This is a genomic window from Azospirillum sp. ST 5-10 (assembly GCF_051225715.1).
Lineage (GTDB): Bacteria > Pseudomonadota > Alphaproteobacteria > Azospirillales > Azospirillaceae > Azospirillum.
The window spans coordinates 135,126-152,178 of the sequence record NZ_JBPJSP010000010.1 but is presented as its reverse complement, the minus strand read 5'-3'; the positions used below and the strand labels follow the sequence as shown (position 1 = coordinate 152,178).

The window sequence follows — 17,053 nt, the reverse complement described above, 5'->3', positions numbered from 1 at the left end:
GGGGAGCGGTGCGACCACCTCATCGCGCCCCTCCCCCGCCGATCTCCAGGAACGCCGCGACCAGCGCCTCGGCGAAGGCGGGGTCGTTCAGGTTGTAGGGCAGGCGGACCAGCCGGCGGTTCGCCGCCGGGCGGACCGTCTCCTCCAGCGCCCGGAACAGGGCCGTGTCGGCGGCCGGGTCGTGGAAGGGCCGGCCGGGGGCGTCGAGCAGCGACACCCCGCCCTCCGGGAGCAGGAAGCGGACGGGACCCTCCATGCGGTTCAGCTTCTCGCCGATCCAGCGGCCGATGCGGGCGTTCTCCTCCGCCGTGGTCCGCATCAACGTCACCTGCGGGTTGTGGACGTGCAGCGTGCGCCCGCGGAACGCCGCCGGCACGCTGTCGAGCGGCCCCCAGTTGACCATGTCCAGCGCCCCGCAGGAGCCGACATAGGGCACGCGGGCGCGGGCGATCGCGTCCAGCCGCCCCTCGCCGGCGCTGAACACGCCGCCCATCAGCAGGTCGGCGATCTCGGTGGTGGTGACGTCGATCACCCCGGCGAGCAGGCCGGAGTCCACCAGCTTCTCCATCGACTGCCCGCCGGTGCCGGTGGCGTGGAAGACCAGACAGTCCCAGCGGTCCTCCAGGGTGCGCTGCACCATCTGCACGCACGGCGTGGTGACGCCGAACATGGTGAGGCCGATCGCCGGCTTTTCCGACAGCGCGCCGCGCGGGCGGTGCGCGATCATGCCGGCCAGCGCGTGGGCGGCGTTGGACAGCACCTGCTCGGAGATGCGGTTGATGCCCTGGACGTCGGTGACGGAATACATCATGCAGATGTCCGAGGGCCCGACATAGTCCTTCACGTTGCCGCTGGCGACCGTGGAGACCATCACCTTGGGCACGCCGACGGGCAGCCGGCGCATCGCCGGCGTGGCGAGCGCCGTGCCGCCGGAGCCGCCGGCCGAGATCAGCCCGCCGAGGTCGCGGCGGGCGAGGACGAAGCGCTCGAACGCCGCCGCCATGGCGGTGACGGCGGCGCCGCGGTCGTTGCCGAACACCGCCGCGGCACCCTTGGGATGGTGGCGCGCCACCTCCGGCGGGCCGACGTCGGCGGCGCTGGGCCGGCCGGCGGTGGAAAGGTCGACGGTGACGACGCTCAGCCCCAGCGCCTGGATGCGGTTCTTCAGGAAATTCAGCTCGCGCGCCTTGGTGTCGAAGGTGCCGGCGACGTAGGCGGCGCGGCCGACCAGGCGCGCCACCGGCGCCTGCATGGCGCGCGGCGGCCAGTCCTCCACCGCCGCGGCTTCCTCGTCCGCCACGGCCACCGGTGCCGGGCGGGCGGCCGGAGCGGTGCCCCAGCGCGTCGGCAGGCGCGGGATGGCGTAGACCGGCTGGTCGGCCGGCATCTCCAGTCCGGCCGGCGCTCCCGCCTCGCCGCCGGCGCGGCGCACGGTGAAGACGGCGGTCTCCTCCGGCTCCGGCGGTTCGGCGGGCCGGTCCGCCTCGCCGATCTCGTCCTCGTGCCCGTGGTCGCCGACGCCGACCAGCCGGCGCTGCAATTCGGCGTCGCGCGCGAGATCGGCCGAGGGCAGCTCGCGGGCGATCCGCCCGTTCAGCATGACCGCGACCCGCTCGGCGACGTCGAGGGCCACGCCCAGATTCTGCTCCACCAGGAGGACGGCGATGTCGCCCTCGCCGGCCAGGCGGCGCAGCATGCCCGCCACCTGCTCGACCACGACCGGCGCCAGCCCCTCGGTCGGTTCGTCCATCACCAGGATGCGCGGGTTGGCCAGCAGGGCACGGCCGATGGCGAGCATCTGCTGCTCGCCCCCCGAAAGCTGGGCGCCGCCGTTGCCGCGGCGCAGCTTCAGGCTGGGGAAGGCGTCGTAGACGCGCTCGACGGTCCAGGCGCCGCCGCGGCCCTTGGCGGCGAGGCGCAGGTGTTCGTCCACCGTCAGCGACGGCCAGACCCGGCGCCCCTGGGGGACGTAGCCGATGCCGCGGCCGACCACCGCGTTGGGCGCCAGCCCCAGCACCTCGGCGCCGCCCACCCGCACCGAGCCGCCGGCCGCCGGCACCAGCCCCATGATCGCGTTGCACAGGGTGGTCTTGCCCATGCCGTTGCGGCCGACCACCGCCAGCACGCCGCGCTCCAGGCGCAGCGTCACCCCCTGCAGCGCGTGGGACTGGCCGTAATAGACGTGGAGATCCCGCACCTCCAGCGCCGCGGCGGCCAGGGCGAGGCTGCCGTCAGCCATGGCCTGCCCTCCCGTGGTGGCCGCCGAGATAGATGCGCTGGACCTCGGGATCATCCTCGATCTCGTGCGGCCGCCCTTCCTTGAAGATGCGGCCCATGTGCATGACGGTGACCGTTTCGGCGACCTGCAGCGCCACCGACAGGTCGTGCTCGATGATGACGAAGCCGATGTGGGCGGGCAGCGCCTTGAGGATCTCCACCAGCTCGCGCCGCTCCGCCGGGCTGAGGCCGGCCGCCGGCTCGTCGAACAGGATGAAGCGCGGCGCCCCGGCCAGCGCCATGCCGATCTCGAGCTGGCGCTGCTGGCCGTGCGACAGCTCCGAGACCAGCCGGCCGGCGACGGCGTCGAGGTGGATGGCGTGGGCGAGCCGCCGGGCCGCCAGCCGCGACGGGTGGTCCTCGCCGGGCCGCAGCAGGCTCATGCGCCGGCGCCCCACCCCGCGCACCGCGAGGTAGAGGTTGTCCTCCACCGACAGCCCCTTGAACAGCAGCGAGTTCTGGTAGGTGCGGCGCAGCCCGCGGCGGATGCGCTCGTAGGGCGGCAGCGCGGTGATGTCCTCGCCGAAGAAGCGGATGCGCCCGGCCGTCGGCGGGAAGTCGCCGGTGATCGTGTTGAACAGCGTCGTCTTGCCCGCCCCGTTGGAGCCGAGCACGGCGCGCCGCTCCCCGGCCGCCACCGTCAGGTCGACACCGGCGACCGCCGTCAGCGCGCCGAAGCTGCGCTGCACCCCCACCAGTTCCAGCGCCTGCGCGCTCGCCACGGCCCGCAGCCGTTCCGCCCGTTCCATGGATGCTCCACGTTCCGACGTCGTCGCCGGCGCCCTTCCCGTGGAGAAGGGCGCTCCCTGCCCCTCTCCCCAGGGGGGAGAGGGGATCGCCGCTACTTGCACTCCGGGTTCGTCCGGCTCGGCGGGCCCAGCTTCATGAACTCGGCCTCCGGCATGCCCATGGTCTGGGGCACCTGCGGGATGACCTCCACCACCTTGTTGTAGAGGCTGCCGTCGGCGGCCCGGTCGACCTCGGTCAGGAAGATGTCGGCGACGGCCTGGCGGTTCTTGTCCAGGGTCACCTTGCCCGTCGGGGTGTCCAGCTCCAGCTTGGCCAGCGCCGCCTGGAAGCTCTTCTGGTTGTCCGAGAGATCGCCGCCGACCTTCTCCAGCCCGGCGATCATGGCCTTGCCGGCGAGATAGTAGGCGTGGGCGAACAGCGACGGGGACGGCAGGCCGTCGGGATATTCCTTCTGGTAGGCGGCGACGAACGCCTTCCATTTCGGATTGTCCCAGCTGTCGGCGATGGGGCCGGCCGACGGGGTGCCGACGAGGTAATCGCTGCGCTTGCCCTTGGAGCTGAGCACCGTCTGGTCGACGGTGATCGAGCCGGCGATCATCGGCTTGTCGCCGCCGGACTGCTCGTACTGCGACAGGAAGTTGATGGCGTCGGCACCGCCCAGCGCCACGTAGATGGCATCGATGTCGTCGGGCATCTGCGCGATGATCGACGAATAGTCCTTGTTGCCGATCGGCACCCAGTACTTCTCGACCACCTTGCCCCCGGCCTTGCAGTAATCGAGCATGAAGCCCATCACCTGGCTGTAGGGGAAGCTGTAGTCCTCGGCGACGACGACGGCGCGCTTCCAGCCCTTGCCGTAGGCGTGGCCGCCGAGGCCGGCCTGCCACTGCACGCCGTCGGTGGAGAAGCGGAAGAAGTTCGGCGCCGGGTCCTGCAGGGTGGTGTCCTGGGCGGCCGAGCTGCCGTTGATGAAGGTGATGGTGGGCTGCGTCTTGGCGTAGTCGCGCATCGCCACGCCCTCGGAGCCCGACAGCGGCCCGATCAGGATCTGCACGCCGTCCTGCTCCACCAGCTTGCGGGCGGCGCGGATGGCGGTGTCGGGGCGGGCGTCGGAGGAGCCCTTGATCAGCTCCAGCGTCTTGCCGCCGGCCGTATAGTTGCTCTCCTTCAGCGCCAGCTCCAGGCCGCGCAGGGAATCCTGGCCCATGACGGCGAAGGCGCCTTCCAGCGTGGCGAGGCCGCCCACCTTGATGGCGTCCTGGGCGTGGACCGGCGCCGCCGCCGCCACCGTGGCCACCGTCGCGGCGGCGAGCACGCCCTTCAGCGTCCTATGCATCCCTTGTCCTCCCCTGTGTTGCGTCCGCTGCGGCGGGACCTCCGCGCCGTCCGGACAGCTTGCGCCAGAGGCCGACGAGGCCGTCCGGCGATGCCAGCACGATCGCCAGGAACGCACCCCCGATGACGAGGTTGAAGCGCTCCGGGTCGACGAGGTCGATGGCGAAGTTCTGCAAGAGAATGAAGGCCAGCGCGCCGACATAGGGGCCGATGGGGTGCACCATGCCGCCCAGCACGGCCATGATCAGCACGTTGATCGACGGCCCGGCGTCGATGCTGTCGGGCGAGATGCGGCTGTTGAACCAGACGAACAGCAGCCCGCCGGCACCGGCGATCAGGCCCGACAGCGCGTAGGCCGCCACCCGGTGGGCGTAGACGTTGAAGCCCAGCGCCAGCATGCGCCGCGGGTTGTCGCGCACCCCCTGCAGGGCGAGCCCGAAGGTCGAGCGCGCGAGGTAGGTCACGCCGCCGTAGGCCAGCGCCGCCACCGCCAGGCAGAGATAGTAGAAGGGCACCGGCTCGCGCAGGCCGACGCCGGCGACCGCCGGCGGGGCGAGGCTGGCGAAGCCGTTGAAGCCGTTGAACAGGGCGTAGTTCTGCCGGCAGAACAGGGCGAAGGCCACGGCGATCGCCAGGGTGATCATGATGGTGTAGATGCCCTCGGTGCGCGCCGCCAGCATGCCGGTCAGGGTGGCGAACAGCACCGCCGCGAGCAGGGCCAGGGGCACCGCGACCCACCACGGCCAGCCCAGCGAGATCGTGTCGGCGTTGGAGGTGCCGAGGATCGCCAAGGTGTAGCCGGCGACGCCGGCCACCGTGAGCTGGGCCAGGCTGACCATGCCGCCATGGCCGCCGACCCACATCAGCGACAGGGCGATGGTGCCGAGGAAGAAGGTCTGCGCCGCCACCTGGACGGTCCAGAAATCGTCCGCCGCCAGGGGGAAGGCGAGCAGCAGTGCGGCGAGCGCCACGTGGGCGACGGCGGCGCCGTCGGGCCGGGCCGGACGGGCGGGCGCTGCGGCGCGGGCCGCGGGATCGTTGACGGCGATGGTCATGCGCGGCGCCCCAGCAGCCCCTGCGGCCGCAGCGCCAGCACGGCGACCAGGATCAGGAAGGTGTAGACCGCCCCGTAGGTCGGGGAGTAGGCGAGCCCGTACTGCTCGGCCAGCCCGATGATGAGGGCGCCGAGCGCGGCGCCGGTGATGCTGCCGAGCCCGCCGACGATGACGACGATGAGCGAGGCCAGGAGGTAGCGGACGTCCTCGCCGGGGGCGATCGACAGGGCGGTGCCGCCGATGACGCCGGCCAGCCCCGCCAGCCCGGCCCCGACCATGAAGGTGGTGGCGAAGACGCGCTGGACGTTGATGCCCGACGCCGCGAGCATGCCGCGGTCGTCGACCCCGGCGCGGATCATCATGCCGACCCGCGTGCGGTTGAGGAACAGCCACAGGGCGACGCCGATGGCCGCGGCCGCCCCCAGCAGGGCGACCCGGTAGAGCGGGTAACGCCAGCCCGGCGTCAGCGGCAGCTGCACCGCGCCGTAGAGCCAGTCCGGGATGTCGAACTGGTAGGTCTGGCCGCCCCACGTCCACAGCATCAGGTCGGCCAGCACGATGGAGATGCCGATGGTGACCAGGGTCTGGCGGAGGTCCTGCCCCTCCATGCGGCGGAAGATCACCACCTGCAGGAGCAGCCCCAGTAGCGCCGTCGCGACGAACCCCGCGGCCACGCCGAGCAGCCAGGACCCGCTGGCGTCCGCCGCCGTCCAGCCGACGTAGCCGCCCAGCAGGAACAGCGCGCCGTGGGCCAGATTGACGTTGCGCATCAGCCCGAAGACCAGCGTGAAGCCGCTCGCCACCAGGAAATAGAGCGCCGCCAGGGTCAGCCCGTTGAGGGTGGTGAGGACGAACTGCTTCACGGCAGGCCCCCCCACCGGGCGCCCTCCGCCGGCCGCCGCCGCGGCCCCCCGCACCTCACGCCACCACCCCCAGCCCGAAGCGGGCGCGCTGCGGGGTGACGTCGGGGGCCTTGTGGAACTGGCCGTCCTTCATGATGAAGAGGAAGCGCGAGCGGTCCTGGAGGATGCGGATGTTGGCGACGGGGTCGCCGTCCACCAGGACCAGATCGGCGAGGTAGCCTTCCTTCACCTGCCCCAGCTCGTCCCCCATGCCCATGATCTGGCCGCCGTACCTGGTGGTGGCGACGATCGCCTCCATGGGGGAGAAGCCCATGCGGTCGACGAAGTATTCCAGGTCCTTGGCGTTGGTGCCGTGGGGGATCCAGGCGAAGCCGTAGTCGCCGCCGGGCAGCACGCGGATGCCGCGCCTGCGCATCTTGCGCATGGTCTCGCAGGCGATCTCCGCCTCGCGCTTGTACTTGATCGCCAGCGGCGAGGAGGGGTCGACGCCGTAGGGTCCGGCGTTGTCGCCGGTCATGATCAGCCAGGCGATGGCCGGGGCGACGAAGTGCTTGTCCTTGTTGGCCTCCAGGAGGTCGAGCGCCTCCTCGTCGGCGTAGGAGGCGTGATAGATGATCTCGATGCCGTGCCGCACGCAGAGCTTCACCGACTCCGCCGAGCGGGCGTGGGCGCACACCCGCTTGCCGCGGCGCTTCGCCTCGGCGACGGCGACCGCCACCTCCTCCTCGGCCATCGGCGTCTCCTCGGCGCCGACGCCGGCGATCTCCTCGCCCGACAGGTTCAGCTTCAGGAGGTCGACGCCGTACTTGATGAACATGCGCACCGCCTTGCGCATCTCCTCGGGCCCCGAGACGACCCAGCCGAACGACAGGTCCTGGATCTCGATGTGCGGCGGCGAGGTGTCGCCGAGGCCGCCCAGCGTGGCGATCTCCTGGCCGTTGGCGAGGTAGCGCGGCCCCGGGATCAGGCCTGCGTTGATGGCGTTGCGGATCACCACGTCGAGCCGCGGCTTGGCCGCCGCCGCGCCGACGCACGAGGTGAAGCCGGCGTCGAGATAGGTCTTGGCGACCTTCGCCGCGAACAGCGTGTGCTCCTCCGGCGGCATCCGGTGGATGGCCTCCAGGCTCGGCTGGTCGTTCCAGGAGAAGTGGGTGTGCGCCTCGGTCATGCCGGGCATCAGGGTCGCCCCGGCGCCGTCGATGACGGTCGCCCCGGCGGTGGGCAGACTGCGCGTGCCGCGGGCCACCCGATGGATGCGGTTGCCCTGAACCAGCACCTCGCCGAGGTAGGGATAGTCGCCCGACCCGTCGAGGATGCGCACGTTGGTGATCAGTACGTTCGGCATGACCGTCCTCCCATGGTGCGGTCCGGGCCGTCTTGGCGCGGCCTCGGTCCCGCCGGTCTCGTCTCGTCGATCAGCTCACCGCAGCCACTCCCCCAGCGCCGCGGTGGCGTCCGCCGCCCGCTCCAGCGTGATCCAGTGGCCGCAGCGCGGCAGCAGGCGGACCTGGGCGCCGTCGATGCGTTCGCCCAGCAGCCGCGCCACGGAGGGCGGGGCGACCGGGTCGTCGTCCCCCGCCAGCAGCAGGGTGCGGGCGCGGATGCGCGCCGCCTCCGCCGCCCGCGCCGCGGCCAGCGCCTCGCAGGTGCGGGCGTAGCCCTCGGGGCACTGCCGCATCAGGCTCTCGCGCACGAAGGCGACGACCGCCGGCTGGTTGTGCCGGGTGTCGGCCGACAGGCTGGCCTGGGCCACCGCGTCGGCGACGGGCTGCATGCCGTCGGCCCGCGCCTTGGCGGCCCGCTCGCGCAGACCGCCGCGGGCCGCGTCGGGCGGCTCCGTCAGGGCGCCGAACAGGGTCAGCGTGCGCACCAGCGAGGGCCGCTCGACGGCCAGATGCTGGGCGACGACGGCGCCGAGCGAGTGGCCGACGACATGCGCCCGCTCGATCCCCAACACGCCGCAGATCCGCACCAGGCTGTCGACGAACAGGCCGATGGAGAGGGCCGCGTCGGGCGTCGGCGAGCGGCCCGAGCCCGGCAGGTCCGGGCGCACCACGCGGAACCGGCCGGCCAGCGCCAGGACCTGGGGGGTGAAGGTGTTGGACGTCCCGCCGAGGCCGTGGACCATCAGCACCGGATCGCCCTGCCCCTCCACCTCGACGGCCATGCGCTCGATGGTCACGGTGGCCATGGCGCCTACTCCACCGCGTTCTCGAGCACGCCGATGCCGCCGATCTCCAGCTTGACCCGGTCGCCGGGCCTGAGGAACCGCGGCGGCGTGAAGCCCAGCCCCACCCCGGCCGGGGTGCCGGTCATGATGAGATCGCCCGGCTTCAGGGTCAGGCCGGCCGACAGCGTCTCGATCAGCGACGGCACGTCGAAGATCAGGTCGCGGGTGTTGGCGTCCTGGCGCAGCTCGCCGTTGATCCAGGTGCGCACCGTCGTGTCGGCCAGGTCGATCTCGTCGGCGGTGGCGATCCACGGGCCCATCGGGCAGAAGCCGTCGATGTTCTTGCCGACGAACCACTGCTTGTGGCGCGCCTGGAGGTCGCGGGCGGTCACGTCGTTGGCGATGGTGTAGCCGAAGACGTGGTCCAGCGCCCGCTCGCGCGGGATGGCCCGGCCGCCCCTGCCGATCACCACGGTCAGCTCGACCTCGTAGTCGATCTGGTCGCTCAGCCCCCGCGGGAACGGGATCGGCGCGCCCGGCCCGATGACGATCTCCGGCACCTTCGAGAAGTAGATGGCGCAGTCGGGAACCGCCTCGCCACCCTTGCCCGCGCTGGTGTCGAACCCCGACCGCGCGAACTCGTGCGCGTGGTCGTGATAGTTCTTGCCGACGCAGAACACGTTGCGGAACGGCACCGGGATCGGCGCCAAGAACTCAAGCTCCGACAGCGCAATCCCCGGCCCGTGCGGGCGCAGTTGCGGTGCGTAATCGCGAAACCCCCGGATGAGCGCCAGCATGTCGAACGGCTGCGGAGCCCAGGCGGGCGGTTCGATCAACCACCCCCGGCCGGCAACAGCGTCGACGAGTGCCAGGCGCGCCCCATCCTCCCTGCGGACGGTCGCCAGCTTCATCGGCTGAACCTTATGGTTTGATTTTGCGGCTTGTTGGTCTACTATATGCACCAACAATCCGGGCAGTCAACAGACCAATAGGGCATAATCCTGAACCAATGCAGGAAAAGATCGGGAGGGACGCCGGAATGGTTCAAATTGGTTCAACCAATGACGACGGCCCGCCCGACTTCGGCGCGACGAAGACGCTGGGCAAGGCGCGCATCGCCTATGACCACCTGCACCACCACATCGCCGAAGGGCTCTGGACCGCCGGAGCGCGTCTGCCGACCGAGCGCAGCCTGGCCCAGGACCTCGGACTCGCCCGCAACACGGTGCGCCGAGCGCTCGACCGCATGGAGGCGGAGGGACTGATCGCCCGCGGCGTCGGTCGCGGCACCTTCCTGGTCCGCGGCCGCACACCGGGACCGCCGGCCGAGCCGGTTCCCTTTCCGCTGCCGGCGATCCTCGTCGACGCCAGCCCGGCCCAGGTGATGGAGCTGCGCATCCTTCTGGAACCCTCGGTCGCCGAGTGCGCGGTGGTCCGCGCCACCGCCGCCGACCTGGCGGCGATGCGCCGCTGCCTCGCCGAGAGCGAGGCCGCGGTCACCGTCCCTGAGTTCGAGCACTGGGACGGCGCGCTGCACGCCGCCATCATCGCCTGCTGCCGCAACGACCTGCTGGACGGCATCTACGCCCTCCTCAACCGGGTGCGCAATCAGGCGGAATGGAGCCGCCTGAAGGAGCGCAGCGTGACGCCGGAGCGCCGCGCCGCCTACCAGCAGGATCACCGCACCATCGTCGCCGCGCTGGAGGGCCGCGATCCGGCGGCGGCGCGCGAGGCAGTGCGCCGCCACCTCATCGCCGTGCGCGACAACCTGTTCGCACCGTGATGCGCGTCGGCGCGGCGTCCCGGCCGGCCGCGATCCGACAGGCTCGTCCCTCAATGGATCTCCGGTTCCGGCACGGCGCCCGCCGCCTCCAGCACGTCGAAGTCGCAGCCTTCGTCGGCCTGGCGGATGTGCCGGGCGAACAGGGCGCCGTAGCCGCGGGGATAATGCGGCGGCGGCGGCGTCCAGGCGGCGCGGCGGCGGGCCAGCTCGTCGTCGCCGACGTGGAGGTGCAGGCGCCGGGCCGGCACGTCGACCTCGATCTCGTCGCCGCTGCGCACCAGCGCCAGCGGCCCGCCGACGGCGCTCTCCGGCGCCACGTGCAGGATGCAGGCGCCGTAGCTGGTGCCGCTCATGCGCGCGTCGGAGATGCGGACCATGTCGCGCACCCCCTGGCGCACCAGCTTCCCGGGGATCGGCAGCATGCCCCACTCCGGCATGCCGGGGCCGCCCTGCGGGCCGGCGTTCTGCAGGACCAGCACGTGGTCGGGCGTGACCTCCAGGTCGTCGCGGTCGATCTCCGCCGCCATGTGGTTGTAGTCGCGGAACACCAGCGCCGGGCCGCGGTGGCGGCACAGCCGCGGCTCGGCCGCCGCCGGCTTCATCACGCAGCCCCGCGGCGCCAGGTTGCCGGTCAGCACCGCGGTGGCGCCCTCGGCGTAGATGGCGCGGTCGGGGGTGCGGATGACGTCGTCGTTCCACACCCGGGCCGTCGCCAGCGCCTCCCCCAGGGTGCGGCCGTCGACGGTGCGGCAGGACAGGTCGAGACGGTCGCGGATGCGGGTCAGCAGGGCCGGCAGGCCGCCGGCGTAGTAGAAGTCCTCCATCAGATAGGCGCCGGCGGGGCGCAGGTTGGCGATCACCGGGACCTCGCGCGACAGCCGGTCGAAGCGCTCCAGGCCGAGCGGCACGCCGGCGCGGCGCGCCATGGCGACGAGATGGATGATGGCGTTGGTCGACCCGCCGAGCGCCATGTGCGCGAGGATGCCGTTGTCGAAGGCGCCGGGGGTGAGGATGTCCGCCGGGGTCAGGTCCTCCCACACCATCCCGACGATGCGGCGGCCGGCGGCGGCGCACATCCGGGGGTGGTTGCTGTCGGCGGCGGGGATGGCCGAGGCGCCGGGCAGCGTCATCCCCATGGCTTCGGCGACCGACATCATGGTGGCCGCCGTGCCCATGGTCATGCAGGTGCCGTGCGAGCGGGCGATGCCGTTCTCGATCTCCGTCCAGTCCTGCTCGGTGATCGCGCCGGCCCGCATCTCGTCCCAGTACTTCCAGGCGTCCGACCCGGACCCCAGGACGCGCCCCTGCCAGTTCCCGCGCAGCATCGGCCCGGCCGGCACGAAGAGCGCCGGTATGCCCATGGAGATGGCTCCCATCAGCAGGGCCGGCGTGGTCTTGTCGCAGCCGCCCAGCAGCACCGCCCCGTCGATGGGGTGGGACCGCAGCAGCTCCTCGGCCTCCATCGCCAGGAAGTTGCGGTAGAGCATGGTGGTCGGCTTGACGAAGGGCTCCGACAGGGACATCGCCGGCAGCTCCAGCGGGAAGCCACCGGCCTGCAGCACGCCGCGCTTCACGTCCTCCGCCCGGGCCCGCAGGTGGGTGTGGCAGGGGTTGATGTCGCTCCAGGTGTTGACGACGGCGATCACCGGCTTGCCGGCGTAGTCGGCCGAATCGTGGCCGATCTGGCGCAGGCGCGAGCGGTGGCCGAAGCTGCGCAGGTCCTTCACCCCCAGCCAGCGGTGGCTGCGCAGATCCTGCGGGGTCTTGCGCGGTTTGCCGGTCATCGCCGTCTCCTCATTCGCCGGCGCCGAGCGGGGCGGCGGCCGGCCGGCGCTGCGCCCAGAGCTGGGCGGCGACCACCGTCCCGGCCAGCGCCAGCCCGGCGGCGTCGGTGAGCAGCCCCGGCTTGATCAGGGTGAAGGCGGCGGCCACCAGCAGCACCCGCTGCCAGGCGGTCGCCCGGACGATCAGGTAGCCGTGCAGGCCGGCGGCCAGGAAGACCACGCCGAAGGTGGCGGAGACGGCGGACCCCAGCACGGTCGTCCAATCGCCGACCATCAGCAGCGACGGCCCGAAGATGAACATGTAGGGGATGACGTAGCCGGTCAGGCCCAGCTTCACCGCCGCCACCGAGCTTTCCCACAGGGCCGCCCCCGACAGGCCGTTGGCGGCGTAGACGGCGATGGCGACGGGCGGCGTGATCGCCGACAGGATGGCGAAGTAGAAGACGAACATGTGCGCGCTCTCCACCGGCACGCCGAGCTTCACCAGGGCCGGCACCAGCAGCGCGACCTGGATGATGTAGGCCGGCGTCGTCGGCATCCCCATGCCCAGCACGATGCCCGCCGTCATGGTCAGCACCAGGGCCAGCAGCAGGGTCTCGTTGGCGGCGCCGATCACGAAGGCGCTGAAGCTGAGGCCGGCCCCGGTCAAGGTGATGACGCCGATGACGATGCCGGCGCTGGCGCAGGCCAGCGCCACCACCACCGATCCCAGCGCCCCGTCGCGCAGAGCCTCGACGATCATCCGCAGGTCGATGGCGTCGCGGGTCGACTTGCGCAGCAGGGCCGTCGGCACCACCGAGGCGATGCCGCACAGGGCCGAGAAGGGCGCGCTGTAGCCGGCCAGCAGGACGGCGACGATGACGACCAGCGGCAGGAACAGGTGGCCGCGCTCGCGCAGCACCGTCCCGAGGTGCGGCAGCTCGTGGCGCGGCAGGCCGACCAGGCCGATGCGCTTGGCCTCGAAGTGCACCGCGGCGAAGACGGCGAGGTAGTAGAGCAGCGCCGGGATGGCGGCGTAGGCGGCGACGGTGAGGTAGCTCACCCCGAGGAACTCGGCCATCACGAAGGCGGCCGCCCCCATGATCGGCGGCATGATCTGGCCGCCGGTGGAGGCGACCGCCTCGACCGCGCCGGCGAAGGCCGGGCGGTAGCCCAGCCGCTTCATCAGCGGGATCGTGAAGGCGCCCGTGGTCATGACGTTGGCGACGGCGCTGCCCGACACGCTGCCGAACAGGCCGCTGGTGATGCAGGCGACCTTGGCCGGGCCGCCGGCCTGGTGACCGGTCAGGCTGATCGCGAAGTCCATGAACAGCCGTCCCGCCCCGCTGCGCTCGACGAAGGCGCCGAACAGGATGAACAGCACCACGTAGGTGGCCGACACGCCGGCGGGGATGCCGAAGATGCCCTCGGTGGTGAGGTAGAGCTGCTCCAGCAGCAGCAGCGGCGCGGTGCCGGTCAGCAGCAGGGCGTAGCCGAGGAACAGCGCCACGGTGATGGGGAGCACCCAGCCCATGGCGCGCCGGGTCGCCTCGAAGATCAGCCCCACCATCAGCACCCCGAAGACGACGTCGCCGGTGCGCAGGTCGTCGATGTAGATGAAGCGGTTGAGGATGTAGTCGAGGTTGAGCACGGGATAGGCGGCGGCGGCCACGCTCAGCGCCACCAGCGCCCAGTCGTGGAGGCGCGGCCCCCGCCCGGCGTCGCCGGCGCGCCAGGGCAGCGTCAGGAACGCCAGCACCAGGGCGAAGCCGATGTGGGTGCTGCGCAGGGTGAAGGCGTCGGGCGGCCCGGAGAAGGCGATGTAGAGGTGGTAGAGGCTCATCGCCAGGGCGACCGCCAGCACGGCCGCCGTCGTCACGCGCGCGTACATGGGGACTCAATCCTCGCCGGAGGGCGGTGCCGGACCGCGGAAAGGCGCGGCTACATCGCGCCCTGTTCCTTGTAGAAACGCACCGCGCCCTTGTGCATGGGCACGCCGATGTCCTCGGCCATCTGCTGCGGCGTCAGCCCGGCCATGGCCTTGGCGATGGCCTGCAGGTCGCCGAGGCTGGCGTGGATGTTCTTCAGGATGGCGTAGGCCGTGTCCTCGGGCAGGTCGCAGCGGGCGATCAGGTGGGTGGCGTAGCCGATCGCCGGCACCGCCTCGCTCTGGCCGGGGTAGCTGCCGGCCTTGATCGTCAGCTTGGTGAAGCCGGGATTCATCTTGCGCATCTTCGCCATCATGTCCTCGGACAGGCCGATGAGCGTGATGTCGGCGGCGCTGGCGAGGTCCATGATCGACGAGGCCGGCACCGTGGTCCCCAGGGTCATCACCGCGGCGTTGTTGTCCTTCATCAGCGACACGCCGTCGGAGTAGGAGACGAAGTGCACCTTCGACAGGTCGTCGTAGCCGAGTTCGGCGGCCTGGAGGAGCTGACGGGTGATGTCCTCGGCGGTGTTGCCGCGGGGCTGGGTGGCCAGCGCGCGGCCCTTGAAGTCGCGCACGTCGTCGATGCCGCTGCTCTTGAGGGCGACGATCTGGAAATACTGCGGATAGAAGCTGGCGAGGTTGCAGACGTTCTTCGCCTTGGCGTCGAAGGGGCTGCGCCCCTCGATCGCGTCGACCGTCGACACCGAGTTGGCGAAGGCGATGTCGGCCTTGCCGGCCTCGACGCCCTTGACGTTGGCGACGCCGCCGCCCGGCAGCACCTGGACGTCGTTGCCGTTCATGCCCTTCTGCACGATGTTCTGGATCGCCCCGCCCAGCGGGTACCAGGAGCCGCCCTGCGGCCCGGTCATCAGCTTGAAGGTCTCGGCCGAGGCCGGCCCGGCCAGAGCGGCGGCGGCGGCGGCGGCGGCGACGGTGGCGGCGACGGCGGCAGCGGCCGCCAGCGGCAGGGACTTGGTGCGCATGTCTCTCCTCCCCTTCGTTCTCGTGACGAACTCACGCTGCCGGCCGCGCCAGCAGGTCCTCCGCCCCGGCGGCGCGGGCGATCGCACCGACCGTGTCGGCAAGGCTGCGGGGAACCGGGACGCCCTCGCGCAGCCGGCGCTCCCGCGTGCGGTGTTCGGGGTCGCCGGCGACCAGCACGGGCCGGGCCGGATCGACCGGTGCGGTGGCCCGCAGCGCCTCGACGACGGCGTCGAGATCGGCCTCGAAGCCACCGTCGTCGCGGAAGGCGTGCGGATCGAGCGCCAGGAAGAAATGGCCGACGTCGTTGCGCGCGGCGCCGTCCGGGCGCAACGGCGCGAAGCTGGCGCCCGCCAGCACCGTCGACAGCACCTCCACCATGGCGGCGAGGCCGTAGCCCTTGTGGCCGCCGAGCTCGCGCGAGCCGCCCAGCGGGGTGAGCAGCTTGTCCGCCAGGGCCCGGTCGGGATCGCTCTGGGAGCGGCCGTCCGGCGTCAGCGCCCAGCCCTCGGGCAGCGCCGTGCCGGCGCGCGCCGCCAGCTTCAGCTTGCCGACGGCGGCGGTGCTGGTGGCCATGTCCAGCAGGAAGGGCGGGTTCCGCCCGGCGGGGGCGGCGAAGGCGATGGGGTTGGTGCCCAGCATCGGCCGGGTGCCGAAAGTCGGCACGATGGCCGGCCGGTGCACCGCCGTGGTGGCGACGCCGATCAGCCCTTGGCCGGCGGCGCGCAGCGCGTACACCCCGGCGGCGCCGTGATGGTTGGAGTTGCGCACCGCCACGGCCCCCAGGCCGAAGGTGCGCGCCTTCGCCGCCGCCAGGTCCATGGCGCGCAGCGACGGGACCGCGCCCAGCCCGCCGCCGCCGTCGATCAGCCCCGTGGCCGCGCCGTCGCGGACGACGCGGACCTCGGCCGCCATCACCAGGCGGCCGGAACGGCGGAGCTCGTCGTAGAGCGGCAGCAGGGCGAAGCCGTGGCTGTCGATGCCGCGGAGGTCGGCCTCCAGCAGCACGTCGGCGGTCTCGCCGGCGTCGGACGCCGGCATGCCCCAGGCGCGGAGCACCGCGACGAGCTGGCGGTGCAGCCGTTCCGCCGGGACCAGCGTCGTGTCCATGGCGCGGGCCTCCGTCAGGCCGCGACGCGGGCGTTCGTGCGGTCGTAGGCGAGCAGCGCCCGGGCCGCCTCGGCGACGCGGCCGCGCTCGGGCTCCGGCAGGTTCTCCAGGAGCGGCAGCATCGGCCCCATGTCGGCGATGCCGGCCCCGGTCACCGCGTCGTGCAGGACACGGATCGGGCTCAGCGCGTCGCGCAGATCCTCCAGCGGCAGGAAGGCGGCGCGGATGCGTTCGGCCTCGTCGGCGGCGCCGGCCTTGAGCGCCGCCAGCAGCCGCATGGAGGCCGCCGGGGCGACGCAGACCGAGCCGGAGGTGAAGGCCGGCAGGCCGAAGTCCCGCATGTGGACGATGGCCGGACGCTCGCCGATGCCGCTGATGACGCGGTCGCGGCCGACGGCGTCGACGAGGCGGGCGAGATACGGGTCGTCGGCGGGGTCGGGGCGCACCACCGCGTACTTGATGGCGGCGACCAGGCCGTCGTCGCACAGCGCGCGGACGAGATCCACCGTCAGGTAGCCCTCGAACTTGATGTAGACGATGACGGGCCGTCCCAGCGCCTCGGCGAAGCGGCGGATGCCGCGGGCCGCCCCGCCGGGCGTCGCCGGAAAGGTCAGCGGCAGCACCATGGCGGTGGGAAAGGCGCGCTCCCGCAGCACGGCCACCTGGTCCATCATCTTGCCGAAGTCCGGCCCCGCCGACGGGATCACCCAGCTGTCCGCACCCGCCGCTTCGGCCAGGAGGTCCAGCGCCTCGGCGTACTCGTGCAGGCCGATGTGGTAGAAGTTCGCGTTGCCACCGTACATCAGGGTGCGCACCCCGCCGCCCTCGAGGTGGCGGATCAGGGCGGCGTTGGCGTCGCGGTTCAGCGTCAGGTCGGCGTGGCGCGCCAGCGGCGGCACCGCGAGAACCGAGCGCGCGACGTCGTCGACCGTGACGGCGGTCGTCTTCATGGCAACTCCTCCCCCGACCATTTTGTTCGTGCAGCCTTCAGTCCGCTTGGCGAACAGAGTCGGCTTGTCGGCACAACTTGTCAAGC

General features: G+C 72.2%; 14 protein-coding genes. 1 reads left to right on the top strand and 13 read right to left on the bottom strand.

The window, feature by feature from the left end:
- Nucleotides 1-19: 19 nt before the first annotated feature.
- From ACSBPG_RS14065 to ACSBPG_RS14030, 8 genes are all read right to left on the bottom strand, one after another.
- Nucleotides 20-2,239, bottom strand: coding sequence for an ABC transporter permease (locus tag ACSBPG_RS14065; RefSeq protein ID WP_435537804.1), 2,220 nt, complete (start codon nt 2,237-2,239; stop codon nt 20-22).
- Nucleotides 2,232-3,026 carry an ABC transporter ATP-binding protein gene (locus ACSBPG_RS14060; RefSeq protein WP_435537803.1) on the bottom strand — a complete coding sequence of 265 codons (795 nt, stop codon included), beginning with the start codon at nt 3,024-3,026 and terminating at the stop codon, nt 2,232-2,234. The genes ACSBPG_RS14065 and ACSBPG_RS14060 overlap by 8 nt, the downstream gene beginning before the upstream one ends.
- Before the next feature lie 92 nt (nt 3,027-3,118).
- On the bottom strand, nt 3,119-4,363 hold the full coding sequence (locus tag ACSBPG_RS14055; RefSeq protein ID WP_435537802.1) for an ABC transporter substrate-binding protein: 1,245 nt from the start codon (nt 4,361-4,363) through the stop codon (nt 3,119-3,121).
- Nucleotides 4,356-5,417: a branched-chain amino acid ABC transporter permease gene (locus ACSBPG_RS14050; RefSeq protein WP_435537801.1), complete on the bottom strand. Its 1,062-nt coding sequence runs from the start codon at nt 5,415-5,417 to the stop codon at nt 4,356-4,358. The genes ACSBPG_RS14055 and ACSBPG_RS14050 overlap by 8 nt, the downstream gene beginning before the upstream one ends.
- Nucleotides 5,414-6,280, bottom strand: coding sequence for a branched-chain amino acid ABC transporter permease (locus ACSBPG_RS14045; protein WP_435537800.1), 867 nt, complete (start codon nt 6,278-6,280; stop codon nt 5,414-5,416). Before ACSBPG_RS14045 ends, ACSBPG_RS14050 begins: the two co-directional genes overlap by 4 nt.
- A gap of 55 nt (nt 6,281-6,335) precedes the next feature.
- Complete coding sequence (locus ACSBPG_RS14040) at nt 6,336-7,625, bottom strand: amidohydrolase family protein (protein ID WP_435537799.1); 1,290 nt, start codon at nt 7,623-7,625, stop codon at nt 6,336-6,338.
- 75 nt (nt 7,626-7,700) lie between these two features.
- Nucleotides 7,701-8,471, bottom strand: coding sequence for an alpha/beta fold hydrolase (locus ACSBPG_RS14035; protein WP_435537798.1), 771 nt, complete (start codon nt 8,469-8,471; stop codon nt 7,701-7,703).
- Between the two features lie 5 nt (nt 8,472-8,476).
- Nucleotides 8,477-9,160, bottom strand: coding sequence for a fumarylacetoacetate hydrolase family protein (locus ACSBPG_RS14030; protein WP_435537797.1), 684 nt, complete (start codon nt 9,158-9,160; stop codon nt 8,477-8,479).
- Nucleotides 9,161-9,489: 329 nt separating this feature from the next.
- Here ACSBPG_RS14030 and ACSBPG_RS14025 point away from each other — a divergent pair, with 329 nt between their 5' ends.
- Nucleotides 9,490-10,233, top strand: coding sequence for a FadR/GntR family transcriptional regulator (locus ACSBPG_RS14025; RefSeq protein ID WP_435537796.1), 744 nt, complete (start codon nt 9,490-9,492; stop codon nt 10,231-10,233).
- Between the two features lie 50 nt (nt 10,234-10,283).
- Here the strand turns inward: ACSBPG_RS14025 and araD are convergent, their stop codons facing one another.
- The 5 genes from araD to ACSBPG_RS14000 are packed head-to-tail and all read right to left on the bottom strand — an operon-like array spanning nt 10,284 to nt 16,967.
- Nucleotides 10,284-12,017, bottom strand: a complete 1,734-nt coding sequence (gene araD / locus ACSBPG_RS14020; RefSeq protein WP_435537795.1) for an L-arabinonate dehydratase — start codon at nt 12,015-12,017, stop codon at nt 10,284-10,286.
- Nucleotides 12,018-12,027: 10 nt separating this feature from the next.
- Nucleotides 12,028-13,887 carry a TRAP transporter permease gene (locus ACSBPG_RS14015; RefSeq protein ID WP_435537794.1) on the bottom strand — a complete coding sequence of 620 codons (1,860 nt, stop codon included), beginning with the start codon at nt 13,885-13,887 and terminating at the stop codon, nt 12,028-12,030.
- A 50-nt stretch (nt 13,888-13,937) separates the two neighbouring features.
- The gene (locus ACSBPG_RS14010; RefSeq protein WP_435537793.1) at nt 13,938-14,909 is read right to left on the bottom strand and encodes a TAXI family TRAP transporter solute-binding subunit; all 972 of its coding nucleotides are present in this window, start codon (nt 14,907-14,909) and stop codon (nt 13,938-13,940) included.
- 31 nt (nt 14,910-14,940) lie between these two features.
- The gene (locus tag ACSBPG_RS14005; protein ID WP_435537792.1) at nt 14,941-16,017 is read right to left on the bottom strand and encodes an Ldh family oxidoreductase; all 1,077 of its coding nucleotides are present in this window, start codon (nt 16,015-16,017) and stop codon (nt 14,941-14,943) included.
- A gap of 14 nt (nt 16,018-16,031) precedes the next feature.
- Entirely contained in the window at nt 16,032-16,967 is a 936-nt protein-coding gene (locus tag ACSBPG_RS14000) for a dihydrodipicolinate synthase family protein (RefSeq protein WP_435537791.1), read from the bottom strand.
- Nucleotides 16,968-17,053: the final 86 nt, after the last annotated feature.